Below are 14,487 nucleotides of genomic sequence, written 5' to 3' on the forward strand. Positions count from 1 at the left end.
GCCTGTATGGCGCTTATGCTTTCGCTTTTGCCGTTGTTTTGCGTTCAATTAAGGTAGGCTTCAGGATTTTCTTCTCGAACTTGATCGGCTGCTTGCCTTTATTCTCGATGACTTGAAGCAGCAGCTGAACGGCTTCAGCTCCCATTTGATATTCCGACTGGTCGATATGGGTCAGCAGGCTAAACTCCTCGAGCAGCGGCGTCGGGTTATCAAACGTCACGATGGAGATATCCTCCGGAACGCGAAGGCCAACCTCCTTGGCAATCGATAAGATCTGAACGCCAAGCGAGCAGTTGAGCGCGATATAGGCGGTCGCCATCTGATTTTTCACGAAGCGGTAGAACGGATGCTCGGGACTCATGCCGCCGCCGTTAATATGAATATCATTCAGAATGAGCGACGGATTAATCAACGCTTCCTTCTGTTTCATCGCTTCCTGGTAGCCTTGAATCCGTTCGTCTACCGATACCGTCATAAGCGGCGAGTCGGAGCAGATCGCGATATTGCGGTGTCCCAGCTCCCACAGATGATCAACCGCAAGCATCGTGGCAAGCGCGCTGTCCGAAGCAACAACGTTTGTCTCCACGCCCGGCAGGTACCGGTCAATCAGGACAAACGGGTAGTTCTGCATTTTGAGCGCGATAATCTCTTCGTTATAGACCTCGGCGTCGACCGGGAAAATAATAAGCCCGTCAACGGTGTTCTTCATCTCCCGGATAACTTCCTTCTCTTTCTCCTTGGAGTTGTTGGTCAGCATGATAACAAGCGAATAACCTTTGGCCTTAAGGCCGTCCGTTATCCCCGCTATTAAACGAATGGCGAAATAGTCGCCAAGCACGGGAAACACCAGACCAATCTTCACCTTGGGTCCCGCCTGCTCTCCGCGCACCTCGGTTACAGGGCTGACCGCCATCTGCTTCTCCGGAATGCCTTTGACGAAGCTGCCTCTTCCCGGAATCCGGTAGATCCATCCGTCTTTCGCTAGTTCCGCAAGTGCATTGACAACGGTAATCCGACTGACGTCGAATTCGTCCATCAGATCTTTTTCCGTCGGGATTTTATCGTCCTCTACGAGCTCCCTGGAGATGATCAGATCTTTGAAATGATTCTGTATTTTGATATACAGAGGCTCTCTATCTTGACTCACGCTATTCCTCCTATCCGGACCGCAATTCATTGGTTATAACAAATATACCATGATCGGGGTTTGTTAACAAAGCAGTTATTTAAACAAATGTCTATTTTCTTTATTAGAGCAAAAACAAGGGCGCACATCGCATGCGCCCCTGCCCGTCACAGGATCTTAAATTCACTTTCCTCCGTTGACGGAAGAAACCGCTTGGAAGGCCTTCATAATGCCTTTGTCCTTCAGCACCTTCATGAAGATGCCGCCGACGACCGTCCGGTGCTGGAAGCCGATTTGGCGGGCGGTAACCGTATCCGTCCAGTCGGAGAACTGTACGCGGTCTTCCGTCTCGTTCAGCATATCCCAGATCGGGCTTACCAGCTCTTCGAAATCGCTTTGGTTATCCGACAGCGTGGCCGACCAGACGAGCCAGTCGTTCTTCGTATAGTTGGCACGGTTGTCGAGCGGCGTGCCGTAATCGTTTTTCATTTTCTTATACCAGCTGATTTCATTGTTGATCATCTCTTTGGAGAACAGCTCCGTGCCGAACAGCACATCCCAGATCAGATTGTACTTGAGGCTCCACGTGCCTTCCGAGCCAAAAGCCAGCTTCGTATGGTCGCCATCCGCCGCAAGCTGCTCCCATTGCACGGCCATTTCCTTGGCTTTAGCCATGTAACGGTCTGCCGTTTCTTGGTCGCCCTGCAGCTTCTTCAGGATCGAATAGCTTGCTACGCCCATAACCGCCTTCACGGACAGGTTCGCGTTGCGCGCAAGGTGGCCGGCAAAGTCATCCGTGCACAGCTGATTCTCCGGATCGAGGCCGAATTCGGTCAAGTATTCCGCCCACTCGCCAAGAATATCGATATGGCTGAACAGGTAATCGCGGTTGCCGCCGGCGAGAGCGACGGATGCCGCCATGCAAAGCATGTTGCCGCATTCCTCAACCGGCATTTGTCCTTCGCGCTGGTTCTCGCTATATACCTGGCCGTTGCCGATCGGGTATTGGCCGATATCATGCGGCGCGAATTCGAAGGTCCAAGCCTCGCTCTCCGCATATTTCAGAATCGGACGGATCATTCCTTCAACGAGCTCAGGAGCATATAGGAGGAACATGGGTACTGACGGGTAGCTGACGTCAACGGTAGCCATACAGCCGTTGCTGTAGCATTCCTTTGACAGGAACAGAATTTCGCCTTCCGTATCAAGGACAAGCTTATGCGCGGCTATAGCCTGGCGATAGGATAACGCCAGAAGATCCGCATAACGGCTTCCGCCGGATTGTTCGCCTTCGGCAATGATTTGTTTATCGAATGCAGCGCATCGTTCGAGCAGGCTCTCGTATTCCGAGAATGCGGCCTCGATCATTTCCTGCGTGCTTTGTCCGTTTCGTTTCCAATAAGCCTGCAGCTTCTCGCCGAAATATTCAATCGCAATGACGTCGTCGTAAGCGAGCACGGCCAAGCGTTTTTCCGTTACGGCGCCTACGCTGCCGATGTTGTAGACAAGCGCCATCACCGGCTGTACGTCCGCAACAACCTGTGCTTCCGTCTGTGCCGGAGATTCGGCCAATTTCTCGTTGCGAACAAAGTTTTTGCGGATATGCGCAGGCGCTATGTAGCCGCTCACTTGATCGGATTTCTCCGCGTTCAGGTAGAAGTAACCCCAGTCTATGCGGTGATCGTCGCCGGAACGGTTCACGGGCTCCTGGGTCTCATGAGCGATCTGCAGCGAGATCAGGCTGTCCGTTTCCTGCTTCTTGCTGATCACGGCTTGCTTCGATTGATCCACGCACCATTCGCCGGTAACGTCGAAGTAGATCTGTACGTCATGCTCCCCGCCGTCTGTCGAGCGTACTTCGAAGGCCACGTAGGAAGCCGGTCTCGACAGCACGTCCAGATCATTCAGAAGCAGCGGAGACGTAAAGCGGACCGTCAATTCGATTCCTGCCGATTGGAACGCATAGACCGTGCTGAGCGGAGATACGGCTACGCTCTTCTGCTCCATCGCCTGCGGTTCCGTGTAATACCGCTCGGCATTAGGCTCTACCAGCCCGGCAAATCGTTGAACCATTCCGTCAATTCGGATCAGGCCGGTCATGGCATGCCGTTGTCCCGTCCAATGGCGGGTAAAGTCATCCGTAAGGCGGTCCGCTTGGGACCATACACTGAAATAAGGATCTACCGTTACGAGAGGGACTGCAGGAGGACGAATTGCGCTTGCGCTCATGAGAACAACTCCTTTATCATATATGCATTTGTTATAATGGATATATTATAATGCTATATTAAATTTTATGTCAATGAGCAAAACGGGCGATGTACAGGTTTTTCGCTCCGGTGGTCGTACACACAAGCCATTTGCCGGCTTGGTTCATATTCATACCTTAACACTTAGAATGAAAAGGACTGTGATTATGCGCAATCTAGCAGTAGAGATGTATTTGGAATTATTGAAGAAAACGATTCTATTCGAAATCTGGCTTGAGCATGAGCCAGGTGCCACGAAGGAGAACCGTCTTCAAGGCCTCGATTGGCCCCTTATTGCACATAGCATGATCGGCCGGATCCGGATGAACAATCTTCATATGCTGATGAACGACGTCATCGCCAACAACGTTCAGGGAGACTTTATTGAAACGGGCGTATGGCGCGGCGGTGCATGTATCTTTATGGCGGGCTTCCTGAAGGCGCATGGTGTACGGAACCGCAAGGTACTTGTGGCCGATTCCTTCGAAGGATTGCCAAAGCCGGACCCGCAGTATCCGATCGATGCAACCTCCAAATTCCACGAGCAGGACTTTTTGCGTGTTTCCTTGCCGGAAGTGCAGGGGAATTTTAAGAAATACGACTTGCTGGACGACAGCGTTGTCTTCCTAAAGGGCTGGTTCAAGGACACGCTGCCTACGGCGCCAACGGAGAAGATTGCCATTGCCCGCCTCGATGGCGACATGTATTCCTCCACCATGGATGCGCTGAACAACCTCTATCCGAAAGTATCCGTCGGCGGCTACGTCATCATCGACGACTATTCCATCGGCTATTGCGCCGCTGCCGTACATGATTTCCGCGCTGCCCATAACATCACGGACCCGCTCGTGACAATCGATATTACAGGCGTGTATTGGAAAAAGTCGAAGTAAGCTTGAAGAGTTAAAAGGAGCAACCGGCGGTTGCTCCTTTTTAGTTGGGGCCAGTCTCTGGCTCCTCACTGTCCCGCTTAGCGTGGCCGCTTAACGATACGGCGTATCGTTAAGCGGCTGGAGTCGAGCTGCTGCCGGCAGCTTGACGATGTCGCATATCGTTAAGGCCAGTGAAAATGGCCGGTTTCGCCCTTTTTCCCGCCTGGTGTGACTCCCTAACGATATGGCGTATCGTTAAGCTGCTAGAATCGGGGTGTTGTCGGTAGCTTGACGATGTCACACATCGTTAAGCTCGGCGAAAATGGCCGGTTTCGCCCTTTTTCCCTCCTGGTGTGACTCCCTAACGATATGGCGTATCGTTAAGCTGCTACAATCGGGCTGCTGCCGGCTGCTTGACGATGTCGCACATCGTTAAGGCCGTCGGAAATGGCCGTTTTCGCCCTTTTTCCCGCCTGGTGTGACTCCCTAACGATATGGCGTATCGTTAAGCTGCTAGAATCGGGCTGCTGCCGGCAGCTTGACGATGTCGCACATCGACAAACCCTCCACCTTCACTGTTTACGGCGAAACAACGCGGCACACGTTGGATTCACTACAGTATAAAGGTCCGTTCTACCGGGGTTCTCATACGTACGTTGGATTGCGTACAGCAAAATGGGCTGACATCCGCCTAAATAACCTCAAAAATCATAAATTTAGTGGACCGAATCCAACGTAGAGAGACGCAGCAACAAAATAGAGCAAATTTTACTGGAGGAAATCCATTCTGCTGAAAGTTCCCCCAACTACCTGCTGCAAGCAGCTGACCTTTTCAAATGAAAAGAAGCCCCCCAATAATCATCCAAGATGATCTATGAGCAGCCCCTTTACCATGTCACTATCTATCGCCTACAGCCTCTCGCTTTCTCGCAAGGCTAGAAGTGCATCTCCCAGTTTAATGGGTTCCTGCCTCAAAACCGTTCTCCGTATTGAAATCCAGTCGCTTCCCCAGATATCTAAATCGCTGCCTTTGTTGGCGGCACGCAGCACCACATCCCCAAAGCTCTCTGTCGCAAGCAGATGATGGACAACCCCCTTCAATCGCGTGAACAACAAAGCACGCTCCGGCGGAGAGGCAGAGGCGACGCCGTTCGGCTGTTCATAGCGTGGTTCCGGTTATGCCATACGCAAGATAAGCGGTCATTTCCTTTTCCCTTATTTCAAAACAATCCGTTCCTGCTCATCGGACTGCACGTAATCCAGCTCAATGGCTTTTTGAATGCCGTTTCAGGGTTATCCCAAATGATGTCAATAGATTTTAATAGCACTAAATGCTAAATTCGACATAAAAAAAGAGAGAGATACAAACGAGATCCTGCAGCTTTTAGGCTGTGGGAACCGTTTTGTTCCTCTCTCTTTTTTAAACAGATCGCTCCACTATTATACTGTTACATCTCGACAATCATGTCTATAGATAAAAACTGGCAACTACAGCGTCATCGCCTGCCCGTAACGGGCCAAATACGCTTCCTTGTCCTTGTAATCGGGCATGATGCTTCCGACCAGACGCCAGAAGGAACGGTCATGGTTCATATGCGTAAGATGGCAGAGCTCATGGACAATGACATAATCGATCACTTCAACCGGCGCCATCGCGAGGCGGTAGTTGAAAGTCAGCTTTTTGCTGGAGCTGCAGCTTCCCCACTTGGTCGCCGATTCGACAATGTCAATCGACTTAGGCTTTACTTTCAGCCTTTCCTGGTAAGGCTTAATCCGCTCTGCTACAACCTTCTTGCAGCTGGCAAAATAAAACTTGCGGAGATTCAGCCTCAGCTCCTCTTCCGTTAAGCCTTCTGTCTCGATTAATTCATGGAGATTATAATATTTACCGAGGTGAAGGAATCTTCCTTCGTCCTCGTACTCCCTTGTCTTAGGCGCTGCAGCTTGCGCTTTCGCAATGACCTGAAGCCTGTTCAGGATTTCTTTTTCATGCTGCTTCACGGCTTGCCGGATCACTTCATCGCTTGTATCGTTAGGGGCCTTTACCGTAATATGCCCCATCGAATCCATCTGGAGATACAGCTTCTTCCTCACGCCATAGAGGACGTTCACGTCTACTGTGTGATTGTCTATCAGAACTTTCATCGTCCTACTTCACTGCTCCAATATACTTATTCAAGCTCTCTTCCACGCACTCAGCTATGAGTTTAACGAATGGCTCTAGATTATTTTCCATACTCGCTAGCTCTAAAGTCTCATAGTATTTGATGCGGGCATCATTTGCTGCTTTTACAATGGCGGTCGGAAAACCATATTTCATTAGTATTAGGTTCATTAACAGCCTTGCTGTACGCCCATTGCCATCCGAGAAGGGGTGGATATAGACAAACCTGAAATGAAATTCAGCAGCTAGTTGAACGGGGTGTAACAAATCTTTGTTGGCTTCATACCATTTCACTAGTCCTTCCATCTGTTCTGCTACCACTGAAAAATGCGGAGGCTTATGCTGAGAACCGGATATCATTACGTTAATCATCCGATACCTACCGGCATTGTCATCGTCAATATTCTTAAGTACGAGCTGATGAATGGATTTAATCACGTATTCCGTTAATTCCAACTTTCTATCTACGATATCTTTTACGAAATCAATTGCTTCTGAATGGTTTACAACTTCAAAATGCTCGCGAAGCTTTTTACCGCCAATCGTCAAGCCTTCTTCAAGTACCAATTTCGTTTCTAATAGAGAAAGCGTGTTGCCTTCAATGGCATTAGAGTTATAAGTCCATTCAACACGGAAAACCTCTTCCAGGTTGCGAACCGCAGCGGATGGCAAGGGTCTCAAATTATCCAGTTCTTGCTTTAACGCATCTATTTTAGAAAAATTCAAAGTACCCCTCCTTACCGTTTTATTTCTAGTATAGCACGAGAGAGACTAGATTAATCCTCTTCCTCTTCGTCTTTCAGTTCATCCTCGAAGTCCAACGCAACAGTATAAAAAATGTCCGCCAAAGCATCACCGAATCCCCAACCAATATGTTGCGTATTGTGTAAGATCAATTTCAGCCTGTCTTGGAATAATGTGTAGGTACTCATCGTGTTTATTCGATCCATTACATTCCGAAACATCGACACCATGCTCGAATAATAGGAATCGTACATATCACCGTAATCGTTAGTGAACTCTACGCCTAGTTCTACATAGTAAATCATCAGATCAAGGAGCCTTGCTTCATTGCTGCTTAGTTTGCCAAACTCCGTAATGGCTTTTTTTGCTTCTGCCAGCTTCAGCTTAGGTTGACCGCGATCAGGATAAAACTGGTTGCGAATCTTTTTCTTCGTCTCTTCATACAGCTGCTCTTCCGTGCCTTCAGGCTCCAGCAGCATATGAATATAGTTTTTAACATCCGCACTAGATTTGTAGCAGTCTAAGATGATGGAGATTAATTCTTCCTGCTTGTAGGACTTTAATTGTTTTTTGAGTTGGGGGAGTGTGATCTTATTCATGCTGAATGTAGACAACCTTTCATGATTTTATAACTCCTTCCTTTATATCCCATTGCACGGTATCCTTTTATCCTCTTCTTGTACATTCCCATAAGAAGGGGAACCTGTAAATCGACATAATCATAAATCTGTACTTCATGCTTATTATCGTACGACCGATGCAATCTCCCAGCATATTGCTGCAAGCTTCCTTTCCAGGAAATGGGGTGGACTAGAAATAAAGTATCTAGTCTGGCATCATCAAAACCTTCGCCAATTAATTTGCCTGTGGCTATAAATACTCTCTCTTCTGTTGCGGGTATGCTTGCAATTTGTTGCCGTAATGCTTCACGTTGCCTTTTTCCCATACCGCCGCGCAGGACAATTACATTTTTCGCAAAGTTTTTCAATCTCTTTTCAAAATATTCAACATGAGCCGTTCGCTCAGCAAGCAATATTGGTGATCTCCCCTGATCCAGACATTTTAGAAGATCGTCAAAAATCATTTCATTTCTCTTTTCGTCTTCCACCAACCACTCATAAATGCTCTGTATCGGCGGATTTGCAATAGTGGTTGGTAATTTGAACAGCGTATATCTAGGAATGACTTTATGCTCAAACCCTCTTGCGAACGCCTGTGATTTTGCATCAATCTTAGTACGTATAGGGCCACATTGCATAAGTACGATTGGTTGTTGGCCATCTTGCCGGGTTGGGGTAGCGGTCAATCCAACTACATATTTGGCATTCGCTTTCTTTAATACTTGTTCGAAACTAAATGCAGACACATGATGGCATTCATCAACAATAATTTGTCCATACTCCGTCAAGTAATCTTTGATTTGACCTTTATTGTTCAGGCTTTGAACAACGGCAATATCAATCTTGCCGGTTCTATTTTCCTTGCCGCCTCCAATGGCCCCAATATCTTTCGAAGTCAAATTTAAAAATGTACATAATCTTTCCTTCCACTGGTCCATCAGTTCACGTCTATGAACCAGCACTAACGTGTTTACTTTCCTGGAAGCGATAATGGAGGCTGCAACCACCGTTTTCCCAAAAGCAGTTGTTGCCGACAATATCCCGTTATCATGAGCAAGGATCGATCTGGCTGCTGTGTCCTGAAGCATAGTCAGTTTTCCTGTAAAACTCACTTCTACCTCTATACCACCGTTTCTTTCATCAGTAATGTTCAGATCAGCATTATATTTCTGTAATAAATGCTTTACCAAGTGAAAACAACCTCTGGGCAAAGCAATATGCTTAGGAAAATCTTCCGCACAGCTAATTACTCTCGGTTTGCCGAAGGTTGATAGACGCATAGCTTGTGTCTTATAGAAATCAGGATTTTGGAAAGAAGCTAGACGGCGAAGCTGATTGAGAACAAATGCAGGCAGGCCATCCTTCGCAATATAGATCATATTGGATAATGTGATTTCAACCTTTGACGGCAAGACACAATCTTCTAGTAATTCCTCTTCGAGAAGCTTTTTTTCCCACGGCCTATCCTCGTCCATTTCAGCATTCCAATTCCCAGCGTTTATCAGATTCGAATACCCAATTAGTTCATGTACTTTTTGATCAATCTCAGATTGGGATAATTTCTTCAATGAAGACAAGAAACTCCATTGATCCTCATAAGGCATAAAATCCGCATCTACAAAAACGCTGTTTCCTTCTTTTCGGGGGCCGCCTTGCATAGGTAAAGCTATTAAGTTGCCAAATCCCCCTTTTGGCATCGTATCTTGGTTAGGAAACAATCGGTCATAGGAGTTCAGACTCAGTTCATACCTGCTTTCCATTGTTTTGGTAAGTAGAGCACTGCCGAACTTCCGGGCTAAACTAGCCTCAATTGCCTCATTAAAGAAAATCCATATATGACCACCGTTCCCTGAACGTGATCGTTCCAAAGCTGCCGGCACTTGATAAATCATACAAGTCGACATTACTGCAGAGGCATCCTTCATCCAATCGTTTTTATCAAAATCTATGGCTAGAAAGTAACACGTTTCATCTTGAAGCATCGGATATATGCCGATCGTACGATTATATTTTGCATCGAGATGTTGAGATATCGTTTCATCTGTTATCGCAAGATATTCTTTGTGCGAACAATCTGAACATTTAATTTGAGGTTTTTTGCATACAAATGACCACTCGTTCTTGCAAGTAGGTGAGTAACCTGATTTTCCTGCTTTGCTTTCCCATCTAACCGGGTATACATCTTCTCGTCCTCTAAATAAACTGCGGAATAAGGAAATCTTCTCATCTGGCGAAGAGAAATTATGAACTTTTCCCTTCAGAGACTCTATCTTCGGAAGATTGACAGAATCCTCGGCATTTTTAGTAGGTGGCGGGCTTAATCTAAAGATCGAGAAGGTATCTTCTGTCATCTCCTCGATCTTTTGCTTCAGTAGTATATTTTCTTGCTTCAAACGGCTAATTTCGCTCAGAGCAAGCTCAAGTTCTCTTTGCAGATCCTTCATATACCCTCCGGTTTATGAGCGTTAATACCATTATTTTAGCATAGGAGAGGTACAGCTTATAAATAGGAAATACTGCTATAACAAATAAAACCCCTACATGACTGAAGGGGTTGATGATTAATTATGAATTTATTCAGGCTACTCCCCGCGCACCAATCGGAAGCCTTGATCCGGCCCAAAGCCGTTAGGCTCGAACTTGCCCCGGAAGGCCGATTCGGCGCTGCCGATATCGCCAATCCAACCGCCGCCTTTGACGACCCGCATCGCGCCCTGCGGTACATCCTGCCCCACGTACCAGTCCCAGCACCATTCCCGTACATTTCCCGTCATATCGTATAAGCCTAATTCATTAGGCTTCTTGAGGCCGATCGTTTTGGTCGTATCGTGGTTGTTCTCTATCGCGGGCCAGGTCCAGTCTCCCATTAAATACTTGTCCCCGGCGTTTCTCCAATACCAGGCGACTTCGTTCACATCGTCGCTTCCGCTATAGGTGTAGCTCTTGCTCATCTGTCCACCGCTTGCGGCATATTCCCATTCCGCCTCCGTCGGCAGCCGGTAACCGTTGGCTCCCTCGTTGATCGTAACCGTCCATTTGAGCTGATCATGCTCGCTCTTGTTATTCGGATCCTTCGTGCTCTTATCTACGCTGTAATAAGGATTAAGGCCTTCCTTTGCACTTCTCGCATTGCAGTATTCAATCACGTCGTACCAGCTGACCATCTCGACCGGCAGCTTGGCGCCGCTGAACTGGGAGGGATTGCTTCCCATCACGTTAACCCACTCTTCCTGCGTGACCTCGTATTTGCCGATATAGAAGTCCGGAAGCTTCATGTCTTTCCCATGGTAGCTGGATTTCGTATTGGCAAAAGCTCCACCTTTCACCAGCACGAAGCTATCATCCTTATTATCCTCCGACTTGACAGGCTGAACTACGGCTGCGTCTTGAGCAGACTTTTTCTGCGCATTCTTGTCCGGCTGCGACTCTTCCGAGCAAGCACTAACCAAGACTAATGCTGCTAATAGAGAGCAGGTTAAAAGCTTTCTCATCGGTTATTCTCCTTTGAGCATTCGAAATAGAGAAGGCCGCCGTCAGGGAGACCGGCCGGCCTTTGCTCTGTTTTTCATATGGTAAAAAGCAAGCAGGCCCTCTTAGTAACTTATCAGATTACCACACCGTTACGTTCGAGCTGCCGCTGCTTTGATAGCCTTCCGTCGCGAGGATCTGATAGGACCAGCTGCTGCCCAGGTTCATGCCTTTGCTTGCCCAGGCGTTAACATGGTTGCTGAAGGTGATGGCGACGTTGCTGCCGGTCGCTCTCTTCGATTGGCGGACGCTCCAGTACTGCGTGAAAGTTGCTGTTCCATCAATGGAAGGCGCGTTGACGCGCTGTGTGGTGTAGATGTCGTAAGTGCCGCCGTCGCTATTTACCGTACCTTTGTACGTACCCGTAGGTCTATATGTTCCCCAGCTGTCTACCACGTAGTATTCGATCAGGGAATTTCTAGTCCAACCGTAGAGAGACAGATAACCGTTGCCACTTGGCGCCCATACGCCTGCGTTGTAGTTAATAACACGGGAAGCAGAGCCGGTATTCCAGCCTTTACCTACTACGAAGTTGCCGGAATTCGACCAATTCACGCTATAGTTGCCGCCGGAACCGTTAACCGCGTTCACCGTTCCGCCGCCATCCGTCCAGTTCTGCCAGTAGTCTGTTGCCGCATTTGCCGTTGCCGCGAATAAACCGATACTCATGGATGCTGCCAGTCTGCTGTCATAACCTTCTTTTTCAACTTAAACATAATCTACCTCCTGGGATTTTGTTATGGCTTGTCACAACATTTACCTACGACTTAACTTGAATCATCTCTGCGCGCTGATTCTCTATGAAGTAGATTGTTATTGTGTCTGACCCTCTCTGCTAAGCTCGGCAGCCACCTCCTTCTGAACAAGATTATAGAAGGAAAACGCTTTCATAATAAGGATCAAATTAAAGGGTTATCCCCCTTGGATTTAACTAGTATGTAAGTATTTTCGTTTCCCTGATCATGCACTCTTACCTTCCTAATACATTTAAAACAATAACAATAAAATGCGACATAGGATTTCATTCTCCCACGCCGCATTCTTTAAATTTATCCTTCTAACTTTTCTAATTCCATTTTAATTTGTTTTTTTAATTCAGAATATCGATGTTCTAAAAACTCTTCATAATTATTAGATATGTTAAAAGTTTGGTCCTCCGGCAAACAGTGTCCCCACCTCGAAGATTCTTTTATATATTGCAAATATCTATCAGGAGATTTATCTCGTATCTTTAAATTAGATACTGAGCTTATAAATGTTCTGTTTAAAGGACTATTTAATAAATGTCTTCTATCAGACCTAATCTTTTTTGTTGATTCTTCGATATTAGAAGCATCTCCAAGAGGTATAATGTGATGATCATGTAGTTCTAACTGAATAGATTCATCATTTCTTCTAACTAATTTACCAGTAGATATGTCCCATGCATTGAGTCTTAATTCTTCTTCAATTACTGGTAGAAAATCTTTAGGCTGATTACTAAGAATGTATTGAAGCATGCCTAAACTCACGCTTGCACGCACTTCATTATTTTCATCTTTATGTAATAGAATATCTTTATTGGAATAACCCTCTTCATTTAGTACTTTATTATACAAATATTTAAAATTATTCTCTCCATCCTTTTTAACCCACAAATAAAGGTTCTTGATATCTTTTATACTTTGTGAATTTTGGGCTTCGCGATATGCTCCGCCAAATAAAGAGGCCCAATACCAATATTCTATTCTACTAAGCTTATTTTTACATTGCCATATATCATCATCAACTAATAAATATGCTATCGGTAGAATCATTAGTTCGTATGATAATTTATTAATTTCTGTTATACCTAATCTAGTATTAAGGAAAGCTAACGCCCTAATCAATGCTTTTAATACTGTTGGTGTATTTTCGTTGATTTGTTCGTATTGTAAACTTAAGATCTTATTTCTTTTAATATAATCTACTTTTAATCCATCAACCATCCCATATTCAAAATGAGAGAGTATCGATAAAAGATTTAGATACATTTCCTTGAAGCTTTTCGAAATTTTGTTATCTACAATCGTTTTCATATTTATTGCTTTAAATTTGCAAGGTTTATCTCCTAATATATCATTACATAATGATTCATTAAGATTGATCTCATTTTCCAATATTTTTATAATCCTTTGTGACAATGAACCTTCTTCACTGTATCCTGATCTAGCAGCCTTTGCCACAATTAAATCAAAAGTATTTAAATCAGTACCTCCCTCGTTAATATTTTCGAATATAGAAATAGCGCGGCTGATTTCATCGGATGGAAGCTGAATGATTGGAATTTCTTGATCCATTAATTCATTTAAATATTTACTAACTTTTTCAGTCCATTTTGCGCCTAAAGTTGACCAAGCATCCCTAACTTTATCTTCGTTAGATAAATAATCAGAAATCATGGGATCAACTGATTCTAGTAAATCAGTAATTTCTAACTCGCCATCTATAACAGCTGCCTTTAGTTCTTCTATTCTTTTATTTTTAATCTGTTCGATAACATATTCATGAAGTGGTTTTTCCTCATCATTATTTTTGTTGAATACCGAATAAAGTGGTATTAAACTTGCCTCTGCTGCTCTCTTAGCAATATCAACCTTTAATCTATTTCCTTTTAACGTATTATTATCATGGTCTTTTGGGGAGTAACCAGGATTAAACCATTCATTAGTTTTTGTTTTGTAAATTCTTTTACATTCTAAAAACTCTATTACCTCGACAGGTTCAAACTTGAAACCATTAAACCTCAATTTTTTCCAACCAAAAATATCTGTTTCATTATTCTTAGGTTCTACTCTAATAAACCATCTATTATTTAAATCGGAATACATCTTTTCCCAAGTATCTAACCATGTTTTTTTATCTTTATAATAATCTGAAAAAATAGTTTTTAAGCTAGAAATTCTTTGTTGACCATCTAATAAATATAGACATTCATTATTTCTTCCTTCATAGTTAAGTGCCGTCGGAAAACATAACTTTTTTGCAGCAAAATCCTCTTTTTTACCCTCTAAAATTAAGAGACTCCCAATAGGTAGCTGAGTTACAAAAGAAGACAAAAGACTTTTTTGCTTTTCTCGAGCCCATTCAAAATCACGTTGAAAATCAGGAAGCACTAACTTTCCATCATCATTTTTTTCGAATAAATCTCTCAGTTTCATTGTCT

At 45.0% G+C, this 14,487-nt stretch carries 10 protein-coding genes and 1 pseudogene; 1 reads left to right on the plus strand and 10 read right to left on the minus strand.

The annotated features are described in order from the left end of the window. Window positions 1-13: 13 nt before the first annotated feature. On the minus strand, window positions 14-1,147 hold the full coding sequence (locus WFK81_RS01460; protein WP_336784684.1) for a GntR family transcriptional regulator: 1,134 nt from the start codon (window positions 1,145-1,147) through the stop codon (window positions 14-16). Between the two features lie 162 nt (window positions 1,148-1,309). Next, a complete protein-coding gene (locus WFK81_RS01465) occupies window positions 1,310-3,355 on the minus strand; it encodes a glutaminase family protein (RefSeq protein ID WP_336784685.1) in 2,046 nt (681 codons plus the stop codon). A 187-nt stretch (window positions 3,356-3,542) separates the two neighbouring features. On the opposite strand from WFK81_RS01465, the gene WFK81_RS01470 reads away from it, so the two are divergent. After that, window positions 3,543-4,268 carry a TylF/MycF family methyltransferase gene (locus WFK81_RS01470; protein WP_336784686.1) on the plus strand — a complete coding sequence of 242 codons (726 nt, stop codon included), beginning with the start codon at window positions 3,543-3,545 and terminating at the stop codon, window positions 4,266-4,268. An 888-nt stretch (window positions 4,269-5,156) separates the two neighbouring features. Here WFK81_RS01470 and WFK81_RS01475 read toward each other — a convergent pair. The 8 genes and pseudogenes from WFK81_RS01475 to WFK81_RS01510 all read right to left on the minus strand — a co-directional run bounded on the left by WFK81_RS01475 (window position 5,157) and on the right by WFK81_RS01510 (window position 14,482). Beyond that, window positions 5,157-5,360 (minus strand): hypothetical protein, encoded by a 204-nt coding sequence (locus tag WFK81_RS01475; RefSeq protein ID WP_336784687.1) that lies wholly within the window; start codon window positions 5,358-5,360, stop codon window positions 5,157-5,159. A 375-nt stretch (window positions 5,361-5,735) separates the two neighbouring features. After that, the gene (locus WFK81_RS01480) at window positions 5,736-6,392 is read right to left on the minus strand and encodes a M48 family metallopeptidase (protein ID WP_336784688.1); all 657 of its coding nucleotides are present in this window, start codon (window positions 6,390-6,392) and stop codon (window positions 5,736-5,738) included. A gap of 4 nt (window positions 6,393-6,396) precedes the next feature. After that, entirely contained in the window at window positions 6,397-7,137 is a 741-nt protein-coding gene (locus WFK81_RS01485; RefSeq protein ID WP_336784689.1) for a Fic family protein, read from the minus strand. Window positions 7,138-7,187: 50 nt separating this feature from the next. Continuing rightward, window positions 7,188-7,754: a DUF6155 family protein gene (locus tag WFK81_RS01490; protein ID WP_336784690.1), complete on the minus strand. Its 567-nt coding sequence runs from the start codon at window positions 7,752-7,754 to the stop codon at window positions 7,188-7,190. Beyond that, entirely contained in the window at window positions 7,751-10,219 is a 2,469-nt protein-coding gene (locus WFK81_RS01495; protein ID WP_336784691.1) for a TOTE conflict system archaeo-eukaryotic primase domain-containing protein, read from the minus strand. The genes WFK81_RS01490 and WFK81_RS01495 overlap by 4 nt, the downstream gene beginning before the upstream one ends. Before the next feature lie 138 nt (window positions 10,220-10,357). Beyond that, window positions 10,358-11,266 carry a formylglycine-generating enzyme family protein gene (locus WFK81_RS01500; protein ID WP_336784692.1) on the minus strand — a complete coding sequence of 303 codons (909 nt, stop codon included), beginning with the start codon at window positions 11,264-11,266 and terminating at the stop codon, window positions 10,358-10,360. Window positions 11,267-11,384: 118 nt separating this feature from the next. Continuing rightward, window positions 11,385-12,019, minus strand: a pseudogene (locus WFK81_RS01505) (glycoside hydrolase family 11 protein). A 333-nt stretch (window positions 12,020-12,352) separates the two neighbouring features. Continuing rightward, window positions 12,353-14,482, minus strand: a complete 2,130-nt coding sequence (locus WFK81_RS01510) for a DUF262 domain-containing protein (protein WP_336784694.1) — start codon at window positions 14,480-14,482, stop codon at window positions 12,353-12,355. Between the last annotated feature and the right edge of the window lie 5 nt (window positions 14,483-14,487).

Origin of the sequence: Paenibacillus sp. MMO-177 (genome assembly GCF_037147795.1) — a bacterium.
GTDB lineage: Bacteria > Bacillota > Bacilli > Paenibacillales > Paenibacillaceae > Pristimantibacillus.

Bases quoted from the DNA above. Each gene is read 5' to 3' on its own strand.
- WFK81_RS01465 (WP_336784685.1), bottom strand. From the start codon at position 3,355: ATGAGCGCAAGCGCAATTCGTCCTCCTGCAGTCCCTCTCGTAACGGTA.
- WFK81_RS01470 (WP_336784686.1), top strand. From the start codon at position 3,543: ATGCGCAATCTAGCAGTAGAGATGTATTTGGAATTATTGAAGAAAACG.
- WFK81_RS01480 (WP_336784688.1), bottom strand. From the start codon at position 6,392: ATGAAAGTTCTGATAGACAATCACACAGTAGACGTGAACGTCCTCTAT.
- WFK81_RS01490 (WP_336784690.1), bottom strand. From the start codon at position 7,754: ATGAATAAGATCACACTCCCCCAACTCAAAAAACAATTAAAGTCCTAC.
- WFK81_RS01495 (WP_336784691.1), bottom strand. From the start codon at position 10,219: ATGAAGGATCTGCAAAGAGAACTTGAGCTTGCTCTGAGCGAAATTAGC.
- WFK81_RS01500 (WP_336784692.1), bottom strand. From the start codon at position 11,266: ATGAGAAAGCTTTTAACCTGCTCTCTATTAGCAGCATTAGTCTTGGTT.
- WFK81_RS01510 (WP_336784694.1), bottom strand. From the start codon at position 14,482: ATGAAACTGAGAGATTTATTCGAAAAAAATGATGATGGAAAGTTAGTG.